The sequence below is a fragment of the Haemophilus seminalis genome (assembly GCF_006384255.1).
Classification (GTDB): Bacteria; Pseudomonadota; Gammaproteobacteria; order Enterobacterales; family Pasteurellaceae; genus Haemophilus; species Haemophilus seminalis.
Genome location: NZ_VCED01000001.1, coordinates 92,118 through 116,676, shown reverse-complemented (window position 1 = coordinate 116,676; position 24,559 = coordinate 92,118). Strand labels below are relative to the sequence as shown.

23 protein-coding genes and 1 pseudogene are annotated in these 24,559 nt (G+C 36.4%); 10 read left to right on the top strand and 14 right to left on the bottom strand.

Annotated features, from left to right (window positions below; genetic code table 11):
- The first annotated feature begins 52 nt into the window (after nucleotides 1–52).
- Both nagE and FE813_RS00535 read left to right on the top strand, forming a co-directional pair.
- The gene (nagE, locus tag FE813_RS00540) at nucleotides 53–1,522 is read left to right on the top strand and encodes an N-acetylglucosamine-specific PTS transporter subunit IIBC (RefSeq protein WP_139989063.1); all 1,470 of its coding nucleotides are present in this window, start codon (nucleotides 53–55) and stop codon (nucleotides 1,520–1,522) included.
- A 63-nt stretch (nucleotides 1,523–1,585) separates the two neighbouring features.
- Nucleotides 1,586–2,020, top strand: a complete 435-nt coding sequence (locus FE813_RS00535) for a methyltransferase family protein (protein WP_048953904.1) — start codon at nucleotides 1,586–1,588, stop codon at nucleotides 2,018–2,020.
- 43 nt (nucleotides 2,021–2,063) lie between these two features.
- Here the strand turns inward: FE813_RS00535 and hflC are convergent, their stop codons facing one another.
- Nucleotides 2,064–2,951, bottom strand: coding sequence for a protease modulator HflC (gene hflC, locus FE813_RS00530; protein WP_046942512.1), 888 nt, complete (start codon nucleotides 2,949–2,951; stop codon nucleotides 2,064–2,066).
- Nucleotides 2,951–4,186: an FtsH protease activity modulator HflK gene (gene hflK / locus FE813_RS00525; protein WP_180978647.1), complete on the bottom strand. Its 1,236-nt coding sequence runs from the start codon at nucleotides 4,184–4,186 to the stop codon at nucleotides 2,951–2,953. Before hflK ends, hflC begins: the two co-directional genes overlap by 1 nt.
- A 285-nt stretch (nucleotides 4,187–4,471) precedes the next feature.
- Here hflK and FE813_RS00520 point away from each other — a divergent pair, with 285 nt between their 5' ends.
- Complete coding sequence (locus FE813_RS00520) at nucleotides 4,472–4,846, top strand: hypothetical protein (protein ID WP_139989062.1); 375 nt, start codon at nucleotides 4,472–4,474, stop codon at nucleotides 4,844–4,846.
- 20 nt (nucleotides 4,847–4,866) lie between these two features.
- On the opposite strand, the gene FE813_RS00515 is transcribed toward FE813_RS00520, so the two are convergent.
- Nucleotides 4,867–5,304 (bottom strand): hypothetical protein, encoded by a 438-nt coding sequence (locus FE813_RS00515; RefSeq protein ID WP_048750170.1) that lies wholly within the window; start codon nucleotides 5,302–5,304, stop codon nucleotides 4,867–4,869.
- Complete coding sequence (locus FE813_RS00510) at nucleotides 5,304–6,338, bottom strand: IS1595 family transposase (RefSeq protein WP_139989061.1); 1,035 nt, start codon at nucleotides 6,336–6,338, stop codon at nucleotides 5,304–5,306. Before FE813_RS00510 ends, FE813_RS00515 begins: the two co-directional genes overlap by 1 nt.
- Nucleotides 6,339–6,423: 85 nt before the next feature.
- Between FE813_RS00510 and FE813_RS00505 the strand changes: the two genes are divergently transcribed.
- The 5 genes from FE813_RS00505 (at nucleotide 6,424) to FE813_RS00485 (ending at nucleotide 11,915) form a co-directional block, all read left to right on the top strand.
- The gene (locus tag FE813_RS00505) at nucleotides 6,424–6,756 is read left to right on the top strand and encodes a helix-turn-helix domain-containing protein (protein WP_139989060.1); all 333 of its coding nucleotides are present in this window, start codon (nucleotides 6,424–6,426) and stop codon (nucleotides 6,754–6,756) included.
- A gap of 245 nt (nucleotides 6,757–7,001) precedes the next feature.
- The gene (locus FE813_RS00500) at nucleotides 7,002–8,075 is read left to right on the top strand and encodes a DNA cytosine methyltransferase (RefSeq protein ID WP_139989059.1); all 1,074 of its coding nucleotides are present in this window, start codon (nucleotides 7,002–7,004) and stop codon (nucleotides 8,073–8,075) included.
- Nucleotides 8,065–9,141 carry a DNA cytosine methyltransferase gene (locus FE813_RS00495; RefSeq protein ID WP_139989058.1) on the top strand — a complete coding sequence of 359 codons (1,077 nt, stop codon included), beginning with the start codon at nucleotides 8,065–8,067 and terminating at the stop codon, nucleotides 9,139–9,141. The genes FE813_RS00500 and FE813_RS00495 overlap by 11 nt, the downstream gene beginning before the upstream one ends.
- The gene (locus FE813_RS00490; RefSeq protein WP_139989057.1) at nucleotides 9,131–10,582 is read left to right on the top strand and encodes a restriction endonuclease; all 1,452 of its coding nucleotides are present in this window, start codon (nucleotides 9,131–9,133) and stop codon (nucleotides 10,580–10,582) included. Before FE813_RS00495 ends, FE813_RS00490 begins: the two co-directional genes overlap by 11 nt.
- A gap of 196 nt (nucleotides 10,583–10,778) precedes the next feature.
- Nucleotides 10,779–11,915, top strand: a complete 1,137-nt coding sequence (locus tag FE813_RS00485; RefSeq protein ID WP_139989056.1) for an IS1595 family transposase — start codon at nucleotides 10,779–10,781, stop codon at nucleotides 11,913–11,915.
- Between the two features lie 589 nt (nucleotides 11,916–12,504).
- Here the strand turns inward: FE813_RS00485 and FE813_RS10425 are convergent.
- From FE813_RS10425 to acpP, 6 genes are all read right to left on the bottom strand, one after another.
- On the bottom strand, nucleotides 12,505–12,681 hold the full coding sequence (locus tag FE813_RS10425; protein WP_180978646.1) for a hypothetical protein: 177 nt from the start codon (nucleotides 12,679–12,681) through the stop codon (nucleotides 12,505–12,507).
- A 71-nt stretch (nucleotides 12,682–12,752) separates the two neighbouring features.
- Entirely contained in the window at nucleotides 12,753–13,190 is a 438-nt protein-coding gene (gene cdiI, locus FE813_RS00480) for a ribonuclease toxin immunity protein CdiI (protein WP_139989055.1), read from the bottom strand.
- On the bottom strand, nucleotides 13,174–13,341 hold the full coding sequence (locus FE813_RS10420) for a hypothetical protein (protein WP_180978645.1): 168 nt from the start codon (nucleotides 13,339–13,341) through the stop codon (nucleotides 13,174–13,176). Before FE813_RS10420 ends, cdiI begins: the two co-directional genes overlap by 17 nt.
- A gap of 235 nt (nucleotides 13,342–13,576) precedes the next feature.
- Nucleotides 13,577–14,284: a 4'-phosphopantetheinyl transferase family protein gene (locus FE813_RS00475; RefSeq protein ID WP_139989054.1), complete on the bottom strand. Its 708-nt coding sequence runs from the start codon at nucleotides 14,282–14,284 to the stop codon at nucleotides 13,577–13,579.
- Between the two features lie 60 nt (nucleotides 14,285–14,344).
- Nucleotides 14,345–15,676: an anaerobic C4-dicarboxylate transporter gene (locus FE813_RS00470; protein ID WP_139989053.1), complete on the bottom strand. Its 1,332-nt coding sequence runs from the start codon at nucleotides 15,674–15,676 to the stop codon at nucleotides 14,345–14,347.
- A gap of 203 nt (nucleotides 15,677–15,879) precedes the next feature.
- Entirely contained in the window at nucleotides 15,880–16,110 is a 231-nt protein-coding gene (gene acpP / locus FE813_RS00465; RefSeq protein WP_005627318.1) for an acyl carrier protein, read from the bottom strand.
- 376 nt (nucleotides 16,111–16,486) lie between these two features.
- Here acpP and nudF point away from each other — a divergent pair, with 376 nt between their 5' ends.
- Together nudF and cpdA are read left to right on the top strand one after the other, a co-directional pair.
- Nucleotides 16,487–17,119 (top strand): ADP-ribose diphosphatase, encoded by a 633-nt coding sequence (gene nudF, locus FE813_RS00460; RefSeq protein WP_139989052.1) that lies wholly within the window; start codon nucleotides 16,487–16,489, stop codon nucleotides 17,117–17,119.
- 9 nt (nucleotides 17,120–17,128) lie between these two features.
- Entirely contained in the window at nucleotides 17,129–17,953 is an 825-nt protein-coding gene (gene cpdA, locus FE813_RS00455; RefSeq protein ID WP_139989051.1) for a 3',5'-cyclic-AMP phosphodiesterase, read from the top strand.
- 32 nt (nucleotides 17,954–17,985) lie between these two features.
- On the opposite strand, the gene purN is transcribed toward cpdA, so the two are convergent.
- From purN to FE813_RS00435, 4 genes and pseudogenes are all read right to left on the bottom strand, one after another.
- Nucleotides 17,986–18,624, bottom strand: a complete 639-nt coding sequence (gene purN / locus FE813_RS00450; protein ID WP_139989050.1) for a phosphoribosylglycinamide formyltransferase — start codon at nucleotides 18,622–18,624, stop codon at nucleotides 17,986–17,988.
- A 98-nt stretch (nucleotides 18,625–18,722) separates the two neighbouring features.
- Complete coding sequence (gene purM, locus FE813_RS00445) at nucleotides 18,723–19,760, bottom strand: phosphoribosylformylglycinamidine cyclo-ligase (RefSeq protein WP_139989049.1); 1,038 nt, start codon at nucleotides 19,758–19,760, stop codon at nucleotides 18,723–18,725.
- A 171-nt stretch (nucleotides 19,761–19,931) separates the two neighbouring features.
- Nucleotides 19,932–22,037, bottom strand: a pseudogene (locus tag FE813_RS00440) (TonB-dependent receptor domain-containing protein).
- A gap of 144 nt (nucleotides 22,038–22,181) precedes the next feature.
- On the bottom strand, nucleotides 22,182–24,419 hold the full coding sequence (locus tag FE813_RS00435) for a FepA family TonB-dependent siderophore receptor (protein ID WP_139989048.1): 2,238 nt from the start codon (nucleotides 24,417–24,419) through the stop codon (nucleotides 22,182–22,184).
- Nucleotides 24,420–24,559 lie beyond the last annotated feature (140 nt).

The window sequence follows — 24,559 nt, the reverse complement described above, 5'->3', positions numbered from 1 at the left end:
AATGGGCTCAAGCCTTTTGATTTCATCAAAATATAAAAATTAAGGAGATTATATGAGTGTACTTAGTTACGCACAAAAAATCGGTCAAGCCTTAATGGTGCCTGTGGCAGCCTTACCTGCTGCGGCATTATTAATGGGTATTGGCTATTGGATTGACCCAGATGGTTGGGGGGCAAACAGTCAATTAGCAGCATTATTAATTAAATCTGGTGCAGCAATTATTGACAACATGGGCTTACTCTTCGCTGTGGGCGTCGCGTTTGGGCTTGCAAAAGACAAACACGGTTCCGCCGCACTTTCAGGTCTTGTTGGTTTCTACGTAGTAACCACCCTACTTTCCCCTGCTGGTGTAGCACAATTACAACACATTGATATTAGTGAAGTGCCTGCAGCATTCAAAAAAATCAATAACCAATTTATCGGGATTTTAATTGGTGTGATTTCAGCTGAACTTTACAACCGTTTCTATCAAGTTGAATTACCAAAGGCACTTTCGTTCTTTAGCGGAAAACGCCTCGTCCCAATTTTGGTTTCTTTCGTGATGATTGCCGTATCATTTGCCTTACTCTATATTTGGCCTCATATTTTTAACGCGCTCGTTTCATTTGGTGAATCCATCAAAGATTTAGGTGCAGTAGGTGCGGGAATCTACGGTTTCTTCAACCGCTTATTAATTCCTGTTGGCTTACACCATGCCTTAAACTCTGTATTCTGGTTTGACGTAGCGGGTATCAACGATATTCCAAACTTCTTGGGCGGCGCTAAATCCATTGCCGAAGGCACTGCAACTGTAGGCGTAACTGGTATGTATCAAGCTGGTTTCTTCCCCGTAATGATGTTTGGTTTACCAGGTGCTGCTCTTGCGATTTATCACTGCGCAAAACCAAATCAAAAAGTACAAGTGGCCTCAATTATGCTTGCGGGTGCATTAGCCTCTTTCTTTACAGGGATCACTGAACCGCTTGAATTCTCATTCATGTTCGTTGCGCCTGTACTTTATGTATTGCATGCGTTATTAACAGGTATCTCTGTATTCATTGCAGCCACAATGCACTGGATTGCAGGCTTCGGCTTTAGTGCTGGTTTAGTGGATATGGTACTTTCTAGCCGCAACCCACTTGCCGTTAGCTGGTATATGTTACTTGTACAAGGTATTGTATTCTTTGCTATCTATTATTTTGTGTTCCGTTTTGCAATTAATGCCTTTAATCTCAAAACGCTGGGACGTGAAGATAAAGCAGAAGTAGAAACAGTTACAGCCCCAACACAAAGCAACCAATCTCGCGAAGAAAGAGCGGTGAAATTTATCGCTGCTTTAGGTGGTTCAGAAAACTTCAAAACTGTGGATGCTTGCATCACTCGTTTACGCTTAACTTTAGTTGACCATCACAATATTAATGAAGATCAACTTAAAGCGCTTGGTTCAAAAGGTAATGTAAAATTAGGTAATGATGGATTACAAGTCATTTTAGGGCCTGAAGCTGAACTTATGGCAGAAGCGATTAAAGCAAAATTAAAATAAATTTTGACCGCACTTTACATGCCGTCTATCACTAGGCGGCATTTTTATTAATGAGATTTAGCGATGTTATTTATTCCACCACCTCTACTCTGTTTATTAATTGGCACAGCAATGTATTTTTTGCCCAAAGTAGCTAGTTATTCTGTCCATTTTGCAGTTATTGCCTTTGTCATTACTCTTTCATTTTTGATTGCTGGAGGCAGTGTGCTTCAATTTTTTATCCGCAAAACAACCATCAATCCTCATGACTTTAAACACACAACACAATTAGTTTCTACAGGCATATTTCAATTTAGCCGTAATCCAATGTATTTAAGTTTGCTGTTAATGTTAATTGCGTGGTCTCTTTGGTTGGGTAATAGTTTAGCTTGGTTAGGCGTGCTTGCCTTTATACTAGTTATGAATCGCTTTCAAATAGCCCGAGAAGAAGCCTATTTGGAAAGTAAATTTGGCGATGAATATCGTCTTTACAAACAAAAAGTAAGACGCTGGCTATAAAAAAAACACCTTCACAAGGAAGGTGTTTTTATCAATTTAAAATCTATTTCTTCGGTGCCTGCATAAAGCGGAAGAAATCACTATCCGGTTTTAAAATCATCATATTGTCAGAATTTGCAAAACTTGCTTCATAGGCTTTTAAGCTACGCACAAAACTGAAGAATTGTGGCTCTTGTGCAAAAGCATCTGAATATAATTTTGCCGCCGCGGCATCGCCTGAACCACGTAATTCTTGTGCAGTTTTATTTGCATTAGCAAGAATCAACGTCACTTTACGATCTACATCAGCTTGGATAAATGCAGCTTTTTCTTTACCTTGAGAACGGTGTTCACGCGCGACTGCATCACGTTCTGCACGCATACGTTGGTAAATTGAAGAAGACACTTCGTCTGGTAAATTAATTTGTTTTACACGCACATCAATTACTTCAATACCCAATTCTGCCGTACTGTCTTGCCCTGAATTTAAAGCTTTTTTTGCCCCTTCCATTAATTCACCGCGCGTACCAGAAACGATATCTTTAATGGTTCTTGTACCAATTTCAGAACGCAAACGATCGTTTACTTTACGGCTTAACAAGCTTGAAGCTTGGGTATAATCACCACCACCAGTAGATGTGTAGAATCGACCAAAATCACTAATTTTCCATTTCACATAAGAATCGACTAGCAAGTCTTTTTTCTCAACAGTAACAAAACGTGTTGCTGATCCATCTAAGGTGCGAATACGCGCATCTAAAACTTTAATGCTATCAATCAAGGGCACTTTAAAATGCAAGCCTGGTTCATATACAACTACTTTGTTATCTGCATCACGTTGTACTTTGTTGAATCGCAACATAATACCGCGAGTACCTTCCGTCACGACCACGACGCTGGAATACACCACTGCCGCAATGACAAAAATAGCTGGTAATAAAAATTTACGCATTAGTTAAATCTCCCTTGGCGAATCGGCTCAACAGTGCTTGGTAGTTGGCTTGAAGAATGATTAATACGCTCTGGCTGTGATAAAACAGGCGCAGATTCTACCGCTCTTTCTGTTACGGCTGGCGCTTTAGCTGATACTTTTTTACCCATAATTTGTTCTAACGGTAATACAGTTAAATTGTTACCATTATTGCCATCAAGCATCACTTTTGGCGTATTTGCCATGACTTTTTCCATGGTTTGAATATATAAACGCTCACGCAGTAAATCTGGCGCAGCTTTAAATTCAGGCAATAAACGCTGCAAACGTTCCACTTCGCCTCGAGCATCTAACACAATACGATCTTTATAAGCTGTCGCTTCTTCAATAATACGTTGTGCATCACCACGCGCAATCGGCTCTTTCTCTCGGGCATAGGCTTCCGCTTCACGAATGAAACGTTGTTCATCTTCCTGCGCTTTAATCGCATCATCAAACGCATCTTTTACTTCTTCAGGTGGGCGCGCAGATTGGAAGTTCACATCAATCACCTCAAGTCCCATATCATAGGATTTGATAATGTCATTTAACGCCTTCCACGTATCTTCACGAACAACCGCACGGCCTGTTGTTAAAATATCATTCATTGACATATGACCGATCACATAACGCAATGCACTGTCAGTCGCTTGACCTAAACTATCATCCGCATTCGTCACGCTAAAACGATATTTGGCAGGATCTTGCACACGATATTGCACGGTCATTTCCACACGAACCATATTTTCATCTTTAGTCAGCATTGAACCTTGCGTACGAAGTTCTTTAACTTGCTCGACATTCACCGGCAATACTTTATCTACAAATGTTGGTTTCCAATTCAAACCTGGTTGAACAATAGAATGTAATTCACCAAAACGAAGCACCACACCACGCTCAGCCTCTTTAATGGTGTAGAAACCACTTACGCCCCAAATAATCGCACCAATAGCAACGGCAAGTGGAACCACTTTTCCAAAATTAAATGGCGTACTGTTTTGAGAACTACCATTGTTTTGACCGCTCTTTTTATTTCCACCACCTAATTTTCTGAGAAGGTTATTAAAAATCTCCTCAATATCTGGCGGAGATTGTTCTTGATTCCCACGATTTTGATTGTTATTCCATCCATTATTATTGGATGAATTTCCCGGCTGTTGGTCGTTGCTTTGCCCTGGTTTACTCCAAGGATCGCGATCTGAACCGTTCTGCGACATTTCATTCTCCATTTGTCAAAAAATTGTTAAGAGTTTAGCTAAATAAATGAGGAGCGTCTATGAAAATGCAAGAGGCGATAATCATTAATTTCACCGCACTTTCAAGTTATGCCCTTAGGAGCGGAGATTTTTTCCGTTGGCGTTAGATAGCTTTTACTGTTTGCTATCATAGCAGTTACTGTCTTAACAGATTTTTACGGTATTATGTAGCAGTTGCACAAAGATTTAACCGATTAAAAACCTTAAAATCCCTATTGAAATTTTAACTCGATAGGGATTTTTATTATGGCACAAAAGTTGCTGAAACACGAGTTAGTGGAACGCCTATTAAAGCTAAAAGAAAAGCAAGATGAGCTGACGGTGCAAATGCAGTGTTTGTCACAAGGGATTAACACATTAGCTCAACCTTATATGCCGAAAGAACCAAAACCGCAGCCCTTGATTACGATGCGATTAGTCGCTCAAGTCTTACGCGAAAATCCCGATTGGATGTTTTGTGGGGAGATTGCTGAAAAAGTCTTAATATTGGGAGGAATGCCACAATTTATTGATGTCGGTGATAAGCATTATAACGCGGTTAACCGCATACTGGTGAAATTACATAAAAGAGGAATTATTGAACGTTGCCTCAGATCTTGGCGATTAAAGCCTTTGGAATAGAAAATAGCGGTATTTATCCGCTATTTTTGTTTCAGTCGCCATTTGACATCAGTTACGCCTCTTTCTAACCGTTCTACTACGCCTTTTGTCAGCCAATGTTTTAACGCGCCACGCACCGAAACTGTATGCTTAGGACGAACGATAGGGTCTTGTCTGTCTTTTATTAAGACAATCTCAGTGATTTCATTGACCGTGAAATAATGGTCGGGTTGGGCTTTAAGTACCGCTAAGACCATTGGTCTTAATTTCCCACGGAATCTATGTTTGTAGGTTCGGTATGAATAAACCTCAGTATCGTATTCATCGGTTAAGGCTTCATCTTCCATCACTTCAAGAGCATCGTTGAGCTTTTGGATTTTTCTTTCAACTAATTCGAGATGTTCTAGCACCTGTGTTCGTTCACGCTGCAAGCGGTCGATTTTAGCCTGAATTTGGCTAAAATAGATTTTATTTCCCATTACATTATCAGCCTTTCTGCTTGTCTATGATTACCTTGCCAATAACCTTGCCAGTCCGCTGTATTGTCGGTAGCAAGACATTGCCCGAGTGTGCTGTTAAATAGGCTCAGATTATCCACACGGCGATTATCTTCTCGATAAGCACATTCGTTGGCGTAGTTATCAAGATACTTATTGCTGATTTTATGATGTGTGCCAATAATCATACGCTTAAAGCGACTGAAATAGCTTTCCGCAAGATTGTTAGTGATACCTTCATCACTGCGGTACTCTTTTTGATGGTTTACGCGACGTAAATCGTAGTGAATCATCAATTCGTCATAAGCTGAGTTTTCGTCCGCATGAATACGACTGCCTGCCTTAATATAGCTTGTTGCCAGTTTATTCACGACTTGGCTACTTTCCGATAAAATCGGAAAGGTTAAGGTTTTCTTTGCACCGACTAAATATGGGTTTTCTGCGGTTTCTTCTTCGCTATAACGGTTACGCATCACCAAAATCGACCGTTTATTAGGATTGGCATTTTCTTTCAGTCGTCTATCCGCGCGCTCCGATTTCTTATTTTTAGGACGTGGGGCAGAATGAACATAAGTGCCGTCGATATGAATTTCACCCGAAAGCGGAAATAACTGTTTTTGGATTTGTAGGCTTTCACGGATTTTGTGCGCGAGCGTAAAAGCCGTTTTGTACTGAACATTCAAATCACGAGAGAGCTGACAAGCGGAAATGCCCTTTACCGCATTCACAAATAAGGCGATAGCGAATAAATAAGTTTGAATCGGTAACTTGTGATTCGCAAAAATCGTCCCTGAGGTAATACTAAAGGTATGCTTACAATGCTTGCATCGCCATTGCTTGCGAGTAGAGATAAAGTAGGCTTGATGTTGTACACCGCATTTAGGGCAAACTTGTTCGTTTTCACTTCTCCAGCGTAATTCATGCAATAAAGAAAATGCATCTGCATCAGATAGTTGAGCTATCCTTAGCGGACTTAATTTTCTTGCAGAGCTAGATAACAAAAAATGCTGTGCCATAAATCTAAAAAAATGTACAATGTGGGTATATAAGATGATTTAATCATACTCAAAAAATACATGCAAGTCAACTCAGGATACAAAAATGAGTATAAGTAACCGCTTAAGAGAGGTGATGGAGTATAAAGGCTTGAGTATTAAAGCCTTTGCTGAATTACTTGACATGCCTTACCGTACCCTTCAGAACTATTTACTTAATGAACGTGATCCAAGTGCTGAAGTTTTAATCAAAATTAGTGATGTATTGAATGTTGATTTGAATTGGTTAATGCGTGGAGAAGGGGAAATGTTTCGTGGTTCTATGAGTGAAAGTAAATTGAATGAAAAAGAAAAGCAGCTAATCAGCCACTATCGAAAAATGTCTAGTGATGCGCAGATTGCTTTTGATGTATTCTTTAAATTCTTATCTAGAAAGTGACTATTTAGCAAAGCAAAGCTTAAGCGTACTTGGATTATCCAACATCTATACCGTCTCTATTCTCTATTTAAATATAAATAAAATCATGTGGTACATTCAAGTTATTAAGTGATATTCATGGTAAATGATTCGAAGAACTAAAACGAGAAAATTTGATTATAAAATAATAGACAAGATTCTACAAATAAAATCGCATGTAATTAGATTTAATCATTAATTTCATGATAAATATAGATAGGTTATTTATGAAAAAAAATATAAGGGGATTATCTCTTTTTTCTGGTTCAGGAATAGGAGAATATTTCTTATCGAGAGTTGGTATTGATATTATAGTTGCTAACGAATTAATAAAAAAAAGAGCTGATTTATATCAAAAAATTTATCCAAACCACAAGATGGTGACAGGAGATATTAGAAATAAAAGTATTTTTAATAAAGTATTAGATGTTGCTCTTGCTAATCAAGTAGATTTTTTAATTGCATCTCCCCCTTGTCAAGGTATGAGTGTAGCAGGAAAAAATCGAGATGTTAGTAATATGGCTACTGATAACAGAAATTATCTCATTATGTATGTGATAGCGATGATAAAAAAACTTAAGCCAGCTTATATTTTAATAGAAAACGTACCGTTTTTATTAAAATTAGAACTTTATATTAATAATAAATTAACACCTATTAAGAATATTTTAGAAGATGAGTTTGGAAGCGAATATCATATACATTTTGATATTCTAGATGCTGCAGACTATGGAACACCACAAAGAAGAAAAAGGGCTATTATTAGGTTAAATAAAAAAGGAACCATTTGGAATTTACCTTTAAAACAGAACATAGTAAGTGTGGAGCAAGCAATTGGCAATTTACCTTCTATTGAGTCAGGTAAACATTCAGGTTTGAAATGGCATTATGGCAGAGTGCATACAGAGCAACAAATAGAGTGGATGAAGCATACTCCTACAGGAAAATCAGCATTTGAGAATTTAGTTCATTATCCTAGAAAAGCAAATGGTGAAAAAGTTAAAGGATATCACTCTAGTTATCGTAGAATTCGATGGGATGAACCAGCTCCAACAATAACTATTCGTAATGATGCAATTAGCTCTCAACGTAATGTTCATCCAGGTAGACCATTATTAGATGGTACATATTCTGATGCTAGAGTATTATCTGTTTTAGAATTAATGAGATTAACAGGGTTACCTGATAATTGGGAAATCCCAGATGATACTCCAGAAATATTGATTAGACAGATCATTGGAGAATGTATCCCTCCATTACTTATAGAAAATATAACTAGGGAAATATTTAATGAAAATTAATGCAATGTCGCTTTTTTCTAGTGCAGGAATTGGTGAGTTAGATCTCCATAAAGGAAATCTAAATTTTGTTATTGCTAATGAATTACTTAAAAAACGTGCGGACACTTATCAATTCTTTTATCCCGAAACAAAAATGTTTCAAGGTGATATCTCAGACAAAAAATTGAAACGTGAGATACTTCTTTTCGCTCAACAAAGTAATGTAAAATTTTTATTAGCAACACCACCTTGTCAAGGATTAAGTTCAGTAGGAAAAAATAAACATCAAGATCATTTTATTAAAGATAATCGTAATTTTCTAATTTTTGAAGTATTTGAATTTATTGATGTTCTTAATTTGGATTTTATTCTAATTGAGAATGTTCCTAGATTCATTGAGATGTACTTCCCATATAATGGACAATTATTACTTCTAGAAGAAATTCTAAAAATAAAATATGCTTCAAAATATCAAATTGATATTGTCATTTTAAATGCAAAAGATTATGGAATTTGTCAGTCAAGACCTCGAGCTATAATAAAAATGTATAAATATGGTATTACGTGGAAACTACCTACTATACAAGCAGAAATTTCTTTACAGCGGGCAATAGGGCATTTACCACCGCTTGAACCTGGGGAAGTTTCATCTATCAAATGGCATTCTGCTCCTAATGTAAAACCATCTATCATAGAAGCTATCCGTCATACAAAACCAGGAACAAGTGCTATTAGTAATCCTATTTTTTACCCAAAGAAAGATAATGGGGAAAGAATTAAAGGTTTTCACAATACTTATAAAAGAATGGAATGGGATAAACCAGCTCCAGCAAGAACTACATATAGTGGTAGTATTAGTTCGCATAACAATATTCACCCAGGTAGATTACAATTAGATGATACTTATTCTGATCCTAGAGTGTTAAGTTTATTGGAAACTTTCATTGTGAGTTCTATCGATGAAAATATAGAATTTCCACCAGGCTCCAGTGAGACTTATATTAGAACTATTATTGGTGAGGCTATTCCACCCAAATTGCTTTCAGCAATATGTTTTCCTGATGGAGAAAATATTAATGTTAAATGATGATCAAATTTGGATATTTAAAAAACATACTAATAATATTCAGCTATTAATTGATGTTGCTTTGCATTTAAAAAGCAATAAATCTTCTGTTTCAAAAAAAGATAAAAATGAGATGTATGATATATTCAGTGAATCTGAATTATATAATCCAAGAGAATCTTTACGTGATAAGCCTTTGGATGCAATTAATCATAAATTAGATGGGTTATCTTATTTTATGTTTGGGTACTCAGATAGAATAAATGATGAAAATAAATTTATTTTTAGTCCATTAGGAAATCTTTTCCTAAAATATCTACATGATAAAAATAAATTAAGCAAAATTTTTTCTTGTATGCTTATTAGTATGCAGTTCCCTCATCCATATAGTAAGCCTAGTGAATATTTTTTACTATATCCATTTAGATTAATTTTTAAACTACTTTTAGATAAACGCCTACAAGGTAGACTATATCATTATGAAGTATATAAAATTATTATTCATACAATATCTATAGATGAAAAAAAATATGAATTTCTAGTCAAGAGTATATTAAATTCTAGAAAAAAATCTTGGAATGAGAAACTTAATGAGTTATCAGAAATACAACATAAAGTTGTTAAATCTGTATATGAATGGCAATACTACATTGTGCCATTGTTAGGTAGCTTACACATTTTTAAAATTAATAGTGGAGATATAGAGCAAAAACTTTATCATCCTCAAAAAGATGGAAGTAAATCACCTCCAACAGCAAGAAAGGCAAATAATGGCTATGTAGAAATTAATGATAATTTGACTAATTTTATTGATAAATTATTGAACAAGTATTCTTTTTTAGATATACCTATCTTATTATCTGATAGTCAACGAAAATCAAATGATGTGACTAAGGAAATTTATTCTTTTTACCCAGAGCTTCTTTTAGCAGAAATTGGCGAAAAAATCTCTTTTGAATCTCATATTTTAAATATTCCTAAATTAGTCACAGAATATTCCAAAAATCCAGATAATAGCACATCTGGAAAATTTGAGAAAATCCTTGAGGAAGCTTTTAATTTATTCATTGATGTAGAAGCTCAATGGTTAGCAGGAGCAGGCAGAACAGATATTGAATGTATGTATTTGCCAATAAATGAAAAATTTTCTATTGAAGCTAAATCAACAAAAAATAAATTAAGTATGATTAATGCAGGTAGATTAAAACGCCACAGAACTTTAATTAGTGCAAATTACACTATTGTTATTACTCCAAGATATGTACCTAGTGTACGTTATGATATTGAAGCTCAAAATATAGTTCTCATAACAGCCGATACATTAGCAGAGTATCTATACAATAATATTATTTCTAATAATCGAGATATTTCTTATGCTGATATACAAGCTATCATTGTTGCTAATTTGGGAAAAGATATTAGTACTCAAATTTCAAATTTAACACTTTCCAAATTTGGTTGATGGATAAATGAATATGCATAAGAACTTTGCAGAAAAAACTATTATATGATAATGATAACAATCACAAAACTGTGATCTACATACCTCATAACTTATACAGTTTTAAAAGGGTTAAATCGCCATTTCTATATTCAGGTGCGCGATTTTTTATGTCTAGCATTTGGCTTTGAGTACCTTGTAAACACAAGGAATACTTATGGTGCAGCATTATATGCTTTCAAGCAAATCTAAAAATTTAAATCTCAAACAAATCTTTCGTTTAAGTGAAGACGAAGCCTTTCAACTTTTAAAAACCAACCGTTGGGGAAATTCTAACGATATTACGGACGTAGTATGTCCACATTGCGGAATCCGCCACAATGCTTATTTTCTTCAGTCTCGTAAACGCTGGTGCTGCAAGCATTGCCAACATCATTTTTACATTACCACCAACACTATTTTCTCTTTTCATAAACTCCCGTTGGTCGATATTCTTGCCGCTACTTTACTGATGGTAAATAGCTCAAAAGGAATTAGTGCTATTGATATTAGTCGCCACCTCAACATCAATTACAAAACGGCTTTCGTACTTTGTCACAAGTTGCGTGAAGCCCTGTTCAAAACGCGTGATTTACGCCCAATGCAAGGCAAAATTCACGAAGATGGAGCTTGGATTAACTTCACGCTACGCAAGCCAAACTACCGTAAAAACGACCATAAACAACGCCAACAAGCAGATGAAAAAGAACGGAAATTTCCAAAATTTAGACCGACTAAACGCTGCATTATCAGCCTAAACCAACGTTCCGCCAATGATGAACAAATGTGGGGTTCAAACCGCACCATCGTGGCAATGGATTATACCGAAAACGCTGACACTGTATTCGCCTTAAACCAACGTTTCGTCACCGCTGGCAGTGATATTATGTGTGATGAAAACCCTGCTTATAAAAGTCTTGATTTTCATTACACCCGTTGGTCGGTGAATCATCAAGAGGCTTATAGTGCGAAAGGTGTAAATAATAACCTTGCGGAATCCTTTAATGCCAGAATGCGTGATTTAATGCGTGGTACACATCACAAAACCGATAACAAATATGCCTTACACTACGCAAACTATGCGGCTTATCTGTCAGATAATCGCCGTAAATCCAACAGAGAACTCTTTGAAGATGTACTCAAGCGTTGCCTGTGGGTATTGCCACTTAAAGAGTGGGTGGGCTACTGGCAAGGGAATCACCGTCAAGGTGAGTTAATCGGAATGAAAGCCTTTGCCCCCGAAGAAATTTCACAAAACTACTTCAAGCGACTAGAAGAACAAATGAAGTACGATGAAATGCTGTTAGCTGCGTAGATTGCAATAGCCTTACCGATATTTCATCAAATTTAAATAGAAAGGGATAATTAGCTTACCTAAATCACGGTCGAGCGGATTTCTCACGCCTAAATCAGCGGAAAATGAAGAATTTGCGTGAAAAATCGCGTAGAATTTTAGGAAAAATAAATGCCTTTCGCAAGATCATCTCGGAAAGGCACTTAATTTGGAATGCGGTTCTAGTCAATTTTCGGTCTTTGTGCAACTGCTACATAATACCGAACTCTTTGAAAATTGACCGCACTTTGCACTTCAATATTTTAAATTGTAGTCTATTTAAATATCAAACAGACTACAAATTTCTAATAACTTAACATCAGAAATTAAACACTTTCTATACTATCCACCTCTTAGTTTTTTAGATATAAGAATTGATAATACTATTAATGGTGATAATCTGGAAAAACCATATAAGTTAAATGACAATACGTCAAGAATATCTTTCATAGAGATATTTCCAAAACTCACAATAAATTTAAATAATATAATAAGAGAAGACATACCAACAAAACAAAATATAAACACGAACAAAGAATAACCAGTAAAATAAACTAAAAAACTCATTAATCTACTTAGCATATAAACTCTCTCTGGAAAAATTTCTAATATCTTGCTCATTGCTTTCTAAAAATTTATTTAATGACTCACCTGTAAACGAGTCAGCTGCACCCCCCACGATGGCGCACGTCTCCTGACGCGTGCCAAAAACATCAATTTCGTTTAATGATGATTTTACTATTTTCATTAACAACTTCATTTTGTTTATTTTTAGATAGATATAAGCACGCGTCAGGAGAGGCTGCTATCTGGGAACTTTTATTTCATATTTGATGGTTCCCAATTATTTAAAATATCATAAATAAACTCTGCATATTCTTTTTCAGGATGTAATTCCAAAAAACGTTTGCATGCCTTTTTAAAATACATAAAGCAGATTTCTTCAGATACATGAACCTGATATCTAGGATCACATAGGCCTCCAATCTCAAACCTTACCCCTTCAAAGTGATCTTCTGGAAACGGACTATTCATATCAGGGTAATAGCAATCTGCTCCCTCCTCACAGAATCCATCCTTTTCTACTAAAACAGAATAGATAGCTTTTAAAAAATCTCCCTCATAATATACATTGTCAATATACCCACTTATAGTAAGTTCTATTTTATTATTTTCATGCACAACTTCTTTAAGAATAGGTGTATAGAAAGCTCCTATAGGAATGTACTTGGGAATCGTGTTATTTAGGGTGAACATTAGTTACTCCTTTAGTTTCCGTATTTATATAGTAGTGAAATTGTATACCGTTAATTTTTTGTGAATCTTGATAAGCTTTTGGATCTAATCTATTTCTCTCAAGTAAATCACTATATCCTTTAGCTACAGCCTTTTGCCCCATTTCAAGCATCTCATGATCCGAGAATTTGATAGGATCATGCAACAAGACTGCCTGCGGTATCGTTTTGTGCTGCCGCTTGTAATGCCGCCGTCACCGCTAGAATCGCCATGCCTTTTTCACTACCTATGCCGTAAGCATCATCAATCCCTTTTTTAATGAGACTAATTTGTTTACTGATTTCTTGCGCTTAGTCACTATTTTTACAGCTCGTTACGGTGAGGTTTTAAATATAATAATAGCCCCTCTAGTTCACACGATAAAAGCTAAATTCTTGTAGTATTTTAAGTTGCAATCGTTCCCCACTCAATTCATAAAAGTGCGGTAATTTTTCTTGATGATTGACAAAAGCAGCTAAATAAACAGGGAGTTCATCAGTAAACCATAATTGCCCCTGAGGACAATAATCTGAAAAAATTTTTTGTTGTTCAGGAAAATGACGAACATTGGATAATTTTACGATTCCAAATCCTTGGGATTTCAATACAGCTTCGCGCAAACACCAACAACGATAAAAAGACTTCAAGGAATCCTGCTGATGATGAAACCAATCAATTTCTTCTTTTGGTGCAATATGTTCCATCAACGCCGTAAAATTTCTTATTTTAGGAAATTCAATATCAATTCCCACCGCACTTTTTTCTTCATTTCTAATATCTAATATTACCGCCACCCAATTACCAGAATGGCTAATATTAAAATCTATTCGCTCATCAAGAAAATAAGGTCTGCCACTTTCGGTACGTTGAATTTGAGATAAAAGTGCGGTGGATTTTCCTGAGATTTTTAGAAGTTGGAAAAGTAATAAGTGAGCAAGCCGACGGCACTGATGACGCTGAAAAACACGCGAGCTATCCGTTTCAATTTGATATAGATTTTCTGGAATCAGTTCATCCGGTAAGGATTCCAGAGAAAAAGGTTGATTTATATTGCCGTAGGCGATGTAGGTTGTCATAAAAATAAAAGCACCATTCAAAGGTGCTTTTATATTAAAAGGATTTAGTTTGTGTGTAAATTAGCGAATCACTAATTCCGCCACAGAAACACCGACCAAGCAAGCAACAACAACCCCAATTAAACCTGGCACCATGAAACTGTGGTTAAAATAATATTTACCGATTTTCGTTGTACCCGTTACGTCAAAGTTTACTGTTGCAATGTCTGATGGATAATTTGGGATGAAGAAATACGCATAAGTTGCAGGCATTAAACCAACCAAGATTGGTGCTGGAATACCTAAACCAATACCAACAGGTAATAACATTACAGCTGTTGCTGCTTGGCTGTTAATTACGACAGAAACTGCAAATAATGCCAATGCGAATGTCCAAGGATAAGCTTGAACCATATCAGTAATCGCGGCTTTAAACTCTGGCATTGCATATTGGAAGTAAGTATCACTCATCCAAGCAATACCATAAATCGCAATAGCGGCCACCATACCAGACTTAAATACTACGCCATTTGGCACGATTTGAGGATTCGTTTTCGTTGCAAGTAAAATCACACCACCAAAGCAAAGCATCATCATTTGGATGATTAGCGACATGGAAATTGCTTTTCCGCTACCGATAGTACGAATTTCAGGAATCATCGCAATCGCAACAATCACCACCAATGCTAATAAAAACAAATAAACTGATTTTTTAGCACCTTGTGGAAGGGCTTCATTCAATGTTGTGCTTGTGGTATTTAAAATACGTTCACTCCATACGGGATCTTGTAAACGACGTTGATATTCAGGATCTTGTTCTAACTCTTTACCACGACGCATACTATATAAAGAAAGCGCTATCGTACCTGCTAAGGTTGCAGGAACTGTTACACAAATAATATCTAACAAACTAATATGCTCAAAACCAGGCATTGCTGTAATTTTACCTAGATAGAAGACAACTGCAGCAGAGAGTGGGCTAGATGTGATCGCTAATTGAGATGCCACCGAAGACGCTGCCATTGGGCGCTCTGGACGGATTTTGTTTTTCAATGCAACATCACCGATGATTGGCATAATTGTGTAAACAGAATGGCCAGTACCAAGCATAAACGTTAATAAATACACGACCAATGGACCTAGTAAAGTTACACGTTTTGGATTTTTACGAAGAATACGTTCGGCAATCTGTAACATAAATTTCAAACCGCCTGCAGCTTCAAGTACGGATGCACAAGTCACCACCGCAAGAATGATGAGCATTACATCAATCGGTACTTTCCCCACTGGCATACGGAATACGAAAACCTCAATAGCAAGACCGATACCAGACACAACGCCTAATCCGATACCACCATAACGGCTTCCCATATAAAGCATTAATAATAAGAATAAAAATTCTAAATAAAGCATAAGTACCTCAAAAATAAAAAAACTGTAAAAATAATACCCTTTTTGAGGAATAAAACTAGATATTTTTTAAATTTTAGAGCAAGAATTGAATTAAAAGGTAATTCAGATCAATTTTACAATGCAGGAATAAGGGAAAAGTGCGGTGATATTAGAAAGAAATTTTTGAAAAAAATTAGGCGACTTAAAAGTCGCCCAACTTGAAATTATTGATTGTTTTGCACGTAGTCAATCGCAGATTGAACAGTTGTGATTTTTTCAGCTTCTTCATCTGGAATTTCGATATCGAATTCTTCTTCTAAAGCCATTACTAATTCAACTGTGTCTAAAGAGTCCGCACCTAAATCTTCAACGAAAGAAGCTTCAGATTTAACATCTTCTTCTTTAACACCTAATTGTTCAACGATGATTTTTTTCACGCGTTCTTCAATACTCATTTGTTTTTCCTATTTTGTTGGTTTTAACTCATAAAAGAGCGGTTAGTGTATGTATTTTTTATCAACTTGCAACTATTTTATAGGCTGGTCGCACCACGAAATAGACAATAAAAAAACATACACCGAGAAAAAAGCTGCATAGCACGTCTGATTCTATCACTATCTATCACACTTTACCACATTCTATAGTCTGAATTTTACTGTCTGTTCTAGATAACGCTCAAAAACAGGAAAGGTGATTATCAATGAATATTTTCTGCTCAATACCTAATAATATTTTGTGACTCACTTCAAACTTTCAGTAAAAAGTAAGCCCGTTCTATTTTTTTTATCAGCTTTTAAGCGTATTATCTCCAGCGAAGTATTGGAGAAAAAGATGTCTGACATTCAACAATTTAGTCAAGAAGATATGGAAATTGTGGCGGAAAAAACGCTATATAAAGGCTTTTTCACGCTAAAACAAATTCAATTTAAACATAAGCTATTTGCTGGTGGTGAAAGCAAGATTGTCACGCGAGAGTTACTCATTAAAGGTGCAGCTTCTGCAGTTATTGCCTATGATCCTAAAGCTGATTCTGTCGTTTTAGTTGAACAAGTACGTATTGGTGCAGCTTATCACCCAGAACCCATGCGTTCACCTTGGTTACTCGAATTAATTGCGGGTATGGTGGAGAAAGGTGAAAAACCAGAGGAAGTCGCTTTACGTGAAAGCAAAGAAGAAGCAGGAATAACCGTAAAAAATTTAACTCATTGCTTAAGTGTTTGGGATAGCCCAGGTGGCACGGTAGAAAGGCTTCATTTATTTGTTGGAAAGGTAGACAGCTCACAGGCAAAAGGCATTCACGGCTTGGCTGATGAGAATGAAGACATTCGCGTACATGTTGTAAAGCGCGAGCAAGCGTATCAATGGATGTGCGAGGGGAAAATTGATAACGGCATTGCGGTCATTGGATTGCAGTGGCTTCAATTAAATTATGCTCAATTACAAAAACGTTGGTTACGTAATTAGGTGGCATCGATGAAAAATACCTTTGTCTATCAAACAGAGAAATCTATCATAAAATTATTACAAATTACTGATCCGCATTTATTCAAAGAAGAAGAAACTGCCCTTTTGGGGGTAAATACACAAGCAAGCTTCACTCAAGTATTAAAAGAAATCCAACAAGAAAATAATACATTTGATATTATCCTTGCTACTGGTGATCTGGTTCAAGATGGGAGTGATGAGGGATACCGCCGCTTTGTAGAAATGGTGACGCCTCTAAATAAACCTATTTTTTGGATACCAGGTAACCATGATTTTCAACCTAAAATGGTAGAACACCTAAACAAGACACCTATGGAAAGTGCAAAGCATCTTTTGTTGGGTAAATATTGGCAAGTATTATTATTGGATAGTCAAGTTTATGGTGTTCCTCATGGTCAGCTCAGCCAACACCAATTAAATTTATTAGAAGAAAAACTTGCACAACATACTAATCGCTATACGTTGGTAGTTCTACATCACCACTTATTGCCAACAAATTCTGCTTGGCTTGATCAACATAACTTGCGCAATTCACATGAACTGGCAGAAGTACTTGGGAAATTTAGCAATGTAAAAGGTATTTTATATGGGCATATTCATCAAGAAGTTAATGCAATTTGGAATGGCTACCAAGTGATGGCGACACCCGCCACAAGTATCCAGTTTAAACCGGATAGCCATCATTTTACACTAGATAATCTACAACCGGGTTGGCGTGAAATTGAGCTACATAAAAATGGTTCAATCTACACTCAAGTAAAGCGGATCCAAGAAGCTCAATTTTTACCTAATATGCAAGAAGAAGGCTACTAATACATAAAACGACAGAATAAACTCTGTCGTTTTTAATTATTTGCATAGCCTTGCTCTGGTAAAGGAATATCATCTAAATAAGCCACGCCATTTTGAAGCTTTAAACGATTTTCCACAAACCATTTCACCACGATCGGATAAATACGATATTCCTGTTCACGAGTACGAGCTTCAATAACTTCCACCGTATCATTATCAAAAATAGGCACCTTGGCTTGTAATATAATGGCACCATTATCAACTTCCTCATTGACAAAATGTACTGTCGTACCATGTTCTCTATCGCCAGCGTCTAAAGCTCTTTGATAAGTATTCAAGCCCGGATATTTAGGTAAAAGTGAAGGATGAATATTAATAATCTTTCCCTCAAAACGTTGTATAAACTCAGGTGTCAGGATTTTCATATAACCAGCCAGCACAATTAAATCAACATCAAATTTATCCAACTCATCAGCAATAGATTGATCCATTGCCAAATTGCTCTCAAAATTATTGCGTAAAAAAACACGTGAAAAAATACCCGCACTTTGAGCCCGAATTAAACCAAAAGCATTTGCTTTATTGCTTATAACACAAACAATTTCCGCGGGTATTTGCTGTGTTTGGCAAGCATTAATTATCGCTTGTAAATTATTACCTTGACCAGAAATTAGAACGGCGATTTTTTTCATAATATTATCGATAAAATAGTACTGAATAAGTTTCAGTTTTAATATCTAAAACATAAGGGCAGATATAAAATCTGCCCCTAAACCCGAATAATAATATGCTATAAGATTACAACCTTTTCATCATTTTCTTTAGCATCTTCTATGTGGCCAATTAACCATGCATTCTCACCGGCTTGTTTTAATATCGCCAATGCTGTATCAATTTGATCTTGAGGTAAAGCTATTACCATTCCAACACCACAATTAAAAGTGCGGTACATTTCATAGGTATCAATATTACCCTTTTCTTGTAACCATTTAAAGATTACAGGCCATTGCCAACTTTTTTCGCAGACAACCGCTTTAGCATTTTTGGGCAAAACACGAGGAATATTTTCCCAAAAGCCTCCACCAGTTAAATGCGCAATAGCATGAACATTGACTTGTTTAACTAAAGCTAATACTGATTTCACATAGATTTTTGTTGGAGTAAGTAAATGTTCACTCAATGGCTTTCCTTCAAGCAGCGTTGTCGCTGGATTAACATCTGCAACCTCAATAACTTTACGTACCAAAGAATACCCATTAGAATGTGGTCCACTAGAGCCTAATGCAATTAAAGCATCTCCATGACGTACCTGACTACCATCAATTATTTCAGATCTTTCCACTACACCTACGCAGAAGCCAGCCAAATCATAATCACCTTCGTGATACATGCCAGGCATCTCAGCTGTTTCCCCTCCCACTAAAGCACAACCAGCCTCTACACAACCATCAGCAATACCTTTCACAACATCAGTAGCTATATTTACTTCAAGTTTACCCGTGGCATAATAATCTAAGAAAAACAGCGGTTCGGCACCTTGCACAACTAAATCATTCACACACATAGCAACTAAATCTACACCAATAGTATCGTGTTTTTTTAAATCAATTGCTAAACGTAACTTCGTACCAACTCCATCTGTGCCAGAAACTAAAATAGGTTCTTTATATTTACTTGGAATTGAACATAGGGCACCGAACCCACCTAATCCACCAATGACTTCTGGCCGTGTTGTGCGTTTTACTTCCGGTTTAATTCGGTCAACCAAGGCATTGCCAGCATTAATATCTACACCGGCATCTTTATAGCTTAATGATGGTTTACTCACTATTTTTTCCTATTGAGATATTGGAGAAATAAAATCTAAATTGATTTTAACAGGTTAAGCAAACGTTTGCGATAAAATTTTTATGCTTCAATAATAAAAAATCTGCACCTCAAAAGTTTCCTAAGTTAAGACTCTTGAGGTGCAGATAGTTATGAGTATTGAATAATTAATCTAGAATGTATAATTTACATTAAAGCGAATATCACGACCAGGTTCAGGCAATGTTGACACACCTGCACGTTGGCTGTGGCTTCGATAATATTTGTTAAATGCATTATCTAAAGCAAGATTTACATTAATATTTTCAGCTGGTTTCCATGTAATATAGAAATCACTTACCCCATATCCTGGACGTTTAGTGGTTGTTGCACCGCCGCCACGGTTATTTGTTGTTGCGTCATAACTGGTATGTTGTACAAAGCGACCTTTCCAGCCAATTTCAATATCAGGTTGAGTGAAGCGATAAGATACGCCAGTTGTCCAAGTACGTCCAATCGGGATAGCGGTCACGGTGCTATCTACTGTTCTACCATCTAACTCAGGTTTACTATAAGCTACACCTGCACGTAATGTTAAACCTTCATATTTATAAGCCGCACCGACTTCATACCCGCGATTTTTTAGTTTGCCTGCATTTTGAATTTCATAAAAACCCGGGCGTATTTGTGTAAATGCATGTGTATCTTTTACAGTTTGCCAGAAATAACTACCGTTTAAAGAGAAATTATCAGCAAGTTTGTAATTGAAACCCACTTCTGCATTGCGTGATTTCTCCGGTTTGATATTCGATGCAATTGAATAAACGGCTGTTTGACCTCGCGTTTCACCTGAAGATAACATCACTTCATGGAAACGAGGACTACGTGTTGCATAGTTTAAGCTCGCATTAAAGCTTAGATCATTATTCACTTCATAAATTAAACCGACGCTCGGATTTACGCTTCCCTTATGCGATTTTTTGCCATTCATTGCTCGGAAATCAAAGTGATCATAACGTAATCCAGTTGTTAAGGTAAAAGCACCTAAGCCCCAAATACCTTCCACATAAACACCTACATCACGTTTCTTTTGGGTTTTCATTTGAACACCGTTTTGTACGGTTAAAGAATTAGGTTTACCCTCTTGATCACGATAATTAACACCGTATTTAATAAGATGAGACTGTCCCACTGCGCTTTCTAAATTTAAATTTGCCCCATTAGCAATTAAACGTGTTTTTGAATTCTCACTTGGCTCTTTACGATTAATCACAGAATGATACACATTGGCTTTAGCATTCGTCACAAAGCCCATGTTCTTGCCAGTCCATTCTAAATTTGTCGTATCATTTTGTGTAATACGATAACGAGGGGCGTTATTACTATTATTTATAATTTTGTTACCATTACGATCTAAAACATACCAAGTATTCCCTTCTTGGCTTAAAGTATAGCCATTTGCTCGCTGTTCCTTTGTAAGGGTTGGTGGATTACCATTTCTGGCACTAGCGGTTAACCAATCTTGCGAAAAGTCAAATTCTTCTCGAAGTGCGCGAACACCATGATGGCGCTCTTGACGATGACTTAATTCAAGACGCTGTTCTTCTGTAATATCCACACCAACTTTGGCGAGTAAACCACGTTGATGCAATGAACTGTTCTGAACTTTTTTACTCCCCTCTAAATTGCTAAAATTATGACCACCCTTGTAGTCATTTTCGTTAACCCAATTTCCAGAAATTAACGCATCTAGCGGACCAGCCTTAGAATAAACAGTCGCACCTTTAGACCAACCACTATTTGAACTTACACCTGCATTAACTTTGAAACCGATATCTTGTCCTTCTTTGAGCAAATCTTTTGCGCTAACTGTTTCTGCAACAATTGCACCGCTTGTAGCTCCAATTCCAGCACTTGCTGAACCTGTCCCTTTTTGCACGTCAACACGTTTTAATAAGGAGGGATCAAACATAAAACGACCTTGGTGATGGAATAATTGTGCATCGGTATAAGCACCATCAATTTTCACATCAACTTGATCTTATCCCATACCACGAATTGTAAACCATTGTGATGTACCACGACCGCCACCAAAATTAATTGCTGGTTCATCTTTTAATAAACCTTTTAATTCAGTCTCAGTGCTACGCTCCATTGTTTTTGTCGTAATCACATTCGTTTTACTTTTTGCTCCGCTATTTTCAGAAACAACATTGATCACATCTAATTGTTCTTCAGCTTGGACATTCGCTGCAATAAACACAGCAAGTGGCAATAAGGCAAAATGTGCTTTCTTCATTATGTACACCTTTTTCACATTTAAACAAAAACAATTATCATTTAACCTTAAAATCAAGTCAAGATTTCTTTGCGTTTTTGTTGTCTAAGTTGGCTACATATAAAAAAGCCCTGTATAAACAGGGCTTGAATCATCTTTTCTTACTTAGAAAGTATATTTTACTGTTGCGTAATAAGCACGACCAGGTTCGTTATAAGTATGGGCATTGTAATTTGTACTGCTTGATGAACGATAAATGCGTTTATCAAATAAGTTACTTACGCCAACACGAATGCTGACTGTGTCTTTCCAATTATAACCTGCACTTAATCCCCAAACTGCATAGCTACCAATATCTTCTGAGCCAGCAAGCTGATTAACGTATTTATTGTTACCATTTTCCATACGATTTTCCGGATTTTTACGGGATTTTTGTTTACCGTATTGCGTATAAGTTAACATTGCATCCAAACTATCTGTAATTTGATAACTTAAGCTTGAATTCAAGGTATATTTCGGCACGATAGAAAGCGGATTACCTGTATCTTTATTTTTAGTTTTATGCATATAAGTGAAGTTATTCACCCAGTTTAATTTATCTTGGATTAATGGTAATGTCAGATTACCTTCAAAACCTTCAATCACTGCGCGGTTTGCATTACCCCATTTATACACATAGTTACCTAAGTTGGTTAAACCGATAAATTCACCATCAGATACGATTTTATTACGATAATCATTACGGAAGTAAGCCACAGAAGCAAGAAGTCCGTTTTTATCATATTCAATTCCAATTTCTTTATTCCAGCTGGTTTCTGGTTTAATGTCGCTATTACCTTGGAAATAACAAGTTTTATTATTTGGTACATTCGTTGGACAACCTTGACCTAAGGTAAACAACAAGTAATTTGGGTTAGTTTGATAAAGGTTCGGTGCTTTATAAGCTCTTGCAATCCCACCTTTGATTTTCCAATCATCGTTGAGGCTTTGTAAGAAGTTTAATCCACCGCTTACATTAGAACCAGAATAACTGTTGTAATCATAACGTAAAGATGGCGTTAGAATAGTAGATTGGGTTGCTGAAATATTATCTTCAATAAATACAGCCCATTCAGTTTGACTACTATGACCTCCTCGTACATTTGAGATACCGCTTGGTAGGCGTTCTTTCAAATCATAAAGTACCTTCCCTGTCTTTTTATCTCGTCGTCCACCAAGTAACTGTGTCATAGAAGCGTCATCATCTAAACTGCTATGTGCACCTTCAAAACCAACTGTCAGCATATGATCTACGCCCAAGGTAAATGGGATATAGAATTCAGAACTAAAACGCGTATTTTTAAGAATAGAATCGCTAAAAGCTGATGTACTCGAATAACTGCCTTCTGGACCACCTGCTAAATATTCTGGTAAACGGCTGTTTTTAGTTTTATCAAAAGTAATATAGGTTTTATTGTCGAAATGATCGAATTTACCTTCATAGGTTAAAGCATAGTTCTGACGATATAAACGAGCGGTTTCAGCTTTGCTTCCTGCCAAGGTTTTGGTTTCAGGATAGTTTTTATTATTATAAAGCCCTGCTGAGCTATTTTGTGTATCACCGTTATAAATATTACCTTGACGGCTGAAACCAGAATCCAAGGTTAATTTATTTTTCTCATTGATATTCCACACTAAACGGCCATTAATATCTTTATTACGTACGCCTTCACGACCAGCAATCGCAGGATCGCCATTAATACCGACTTCATCCGCTTGTGTTTTGTTCCAGTTACCATATAAGCGGAATTGCAATACATCTTTAATTAACGCACCACTTAGATTAAAACCGATACGGTTCGTTGCACCTTCATCGCTGTCTTCTGGCTGGTTAGTGTAATAGCTTAAGCTACCGTGTAAATCATTGGTAACAGGTTTAGTGATGATATTAACTACCCCACCCATTGCACCTGAGCCATAGCGTGCTGCTGAAGGACCACGTAATACTTCAATTTTTTCAATTGCTTCAACCGGTACCCAGTTGCTGTCGCCACGGGAATTACGTTCACCACGCACACCATAACGTTCTGCATTACGAGAGGTGACAGGTTTTCCGTCCACTAGAATCAATGTATTTTCAGGCCCCATACCACGAATATCAATTTGACGTTTATTACCACGTTGTCCAGTAGAAGAGTTACCCGTTAAATTCACGCCAGGCATGGTACGTAATACTTCAGAAATATCATTTGTCGCTGGGCGTTTCTCTAAATCTTTTGCAGTAACAAGAGAAGAACCAAGTGATTGTTTTACCTGATTCTCAGCAGTAATTTTAATTTCATCTAAAGATTCGGTCTGATTTGCATAGCTAACAGTTGCAATAAAAACAGATAAAGGCAGTAATGCAAATTTAGTTTTTTTCATATTATTTCCTTAAGTAGATAATTGATAAAAATTATCGTTTTTTTTTGTATTTTATGTCAAGTAATAAATTTCATAGAAAAAATGAAAAATTTTGTCATGCTATTTCGCTGATACTATCTTGCAATCCAAATAAATCTGCG

What these genes read in the sequence shown, in the direction of transcription:
- nagE (WP_139989063.1), top strand. Translation starts at nt 53, where the DNA reads ATGAGTGTACTTAGTTACGCACAAAAAATCGGTCAAGCCTTAATGGTG.
- FE813_RS00535 (WP_048953904.1), top strand. Translation starts at nt 1,586, where the DNA reads ATGTTATTTATTCCACCACCTCTACTCTGTTTATTAATTGGCACAGCA.
- hflC (WP_046942512.1), bottom strand. Translation starts at nt 2,951, where the DNA reads ATGCGTAAATTTTTATTACCAGCTATTTTTGTCATTGCGGCAGTGGTG.
- hflK (WP_180978647.1), bottom strand. Translation starts at nt 4,186, where the DNA reads ATGTCGCAGAACGGTTCAGATCGCGATCCTTGGAGTAAACCAGGGCAA.
- FE813_RS00520 (WP_139989062.1), top strand. Translation starts at nt 4,472, where the DNA reads ATGGCACAAAAGTTGCTGAAACACGAGTTAGTGGAACGCCTATTAAAG.
- FE813_RS00515 (WP_048750170.1), bottom strand. Translation starts at nt 5,304, where the DNA reads ATGGGAAATAAAATCTATTTTAGCCAAATTCAGGCTAAAATCGACCGC.
- FE813_RS00510 (WP_139989061.1), bottom strand. Translation starts at nt 6,338, where the DNA reads ATGGCACAGCATTTTTTGTTATCTAGCTCTGCAAGAAAATTAAGTCCG.
- FE813_RS00505 (WP_139989060.1), top strand. Translation starts at nt 6,424, where the DNA reads ATGAGTATAAGTAACCGCTTAAGAGAGGTGATGGAGTATAAAGGCTTG.
- FE813_RS00500 (WP_139989059.1), top strand. Translation starts at nt 7,002, where the DNA reads ATGAAAAAAAATATAAGGGGATTATCTCTTTTTTCTGGTTCAGGAATA.
- FE813_RS00495 (WP_139989058.1), top strand. Translation starts at nt 8,065, where the DNA reads ATGAAAATTAATGCAATGTCGCTTTTTTCTAGTGCAGGAATTGGTGAG.
- FE813_RS00490 (WP_139989057.1), top strand. Translation starts at nt 9,131, where the DNA reads ATGTTAAATGATGATCAAATTTGGATATTTAAAAAACATACTAATAAT.
- FE813_RS00485 (WP_139989056.1), top strand. Translation starts at nt 10,779, where the DNA reads ATGGTGCAGCATTATATGCTTTCAAGCAAATCTAAAAATTTAAATCTC.
- FE813_RS10425 (WP_180978646.1), bottom strand. Translation starts at nt 12,681, where the DNA reads ATGAAAATAGTAAAATCATCATTAAACGAAATTGATGTTTTTGGCACG.
- cdiI (WP_139989055.1), bottom strand. Translation starts at nt 13,190, where the DNA reads ATGTTCACCCTAAATAACACGATTCCCAAGTACATTCCTATAGGAGCT.
- FE813_RS10420 (WP_180978645.1), bottom strand. Translation starts at nt 13,341, where the DNA reads ATGCTTGAAATGGGGCAAAAGGCTGTAGCTAAAGGATATAGTGATTTA.
- FE813_RS00475 (WP_139989054.1), bottom strand. Translation starts at nt 14,284, where the DNA reads ATGACAACCTACATCGCCTACGGCAATATAAATCAACCTTTTTCTCTG.
- FE813_RS00470 (WP_139989053.1), bottom strand. Translation starts at nt 15,676, where the DNA reads ATGCTTTATTTAGAATTTTTATTCTTATTATTAATGCTTTATATGGGA.
- acpP (WP_005627318.1), bottom strand. Translation starts at nt 16,110, where the DNA reads ATGAGTATTGAAGAACGCGTGAAAAAAATCATCGTTGAACAATTAGGT.
- nudF (WP_139989052.1), top strand. Translation starts at nt 16,487, where the DNA reads ATGTCTGACATTCAACAATTTAGTCAAGAAGATATGGAAATTGTGGCG.
- cpdA (WP_139989051.1), top strand. Translation starts at nt 17,129, where the DNA reads ATGAAAAATACCTTTGTCTATCAAACAGAGAAATCTATCATAAAATTA.
- purN (WP_139989050.1), bottom strand. Translation starts at nt 18,624, where the DNA reads ATGAAAAAAATCGCCGTTCTAATTTCTGGTCAAGGTAATAATTTACAA.
- FE813_RS00435 (WP_139989048.1), bottom strand. Translation starts at nt 24,419, where the DNA reads ATGAAAAAAACTAAATTTGCATTACTGCCTTTATCTGTTTTTATTGCA.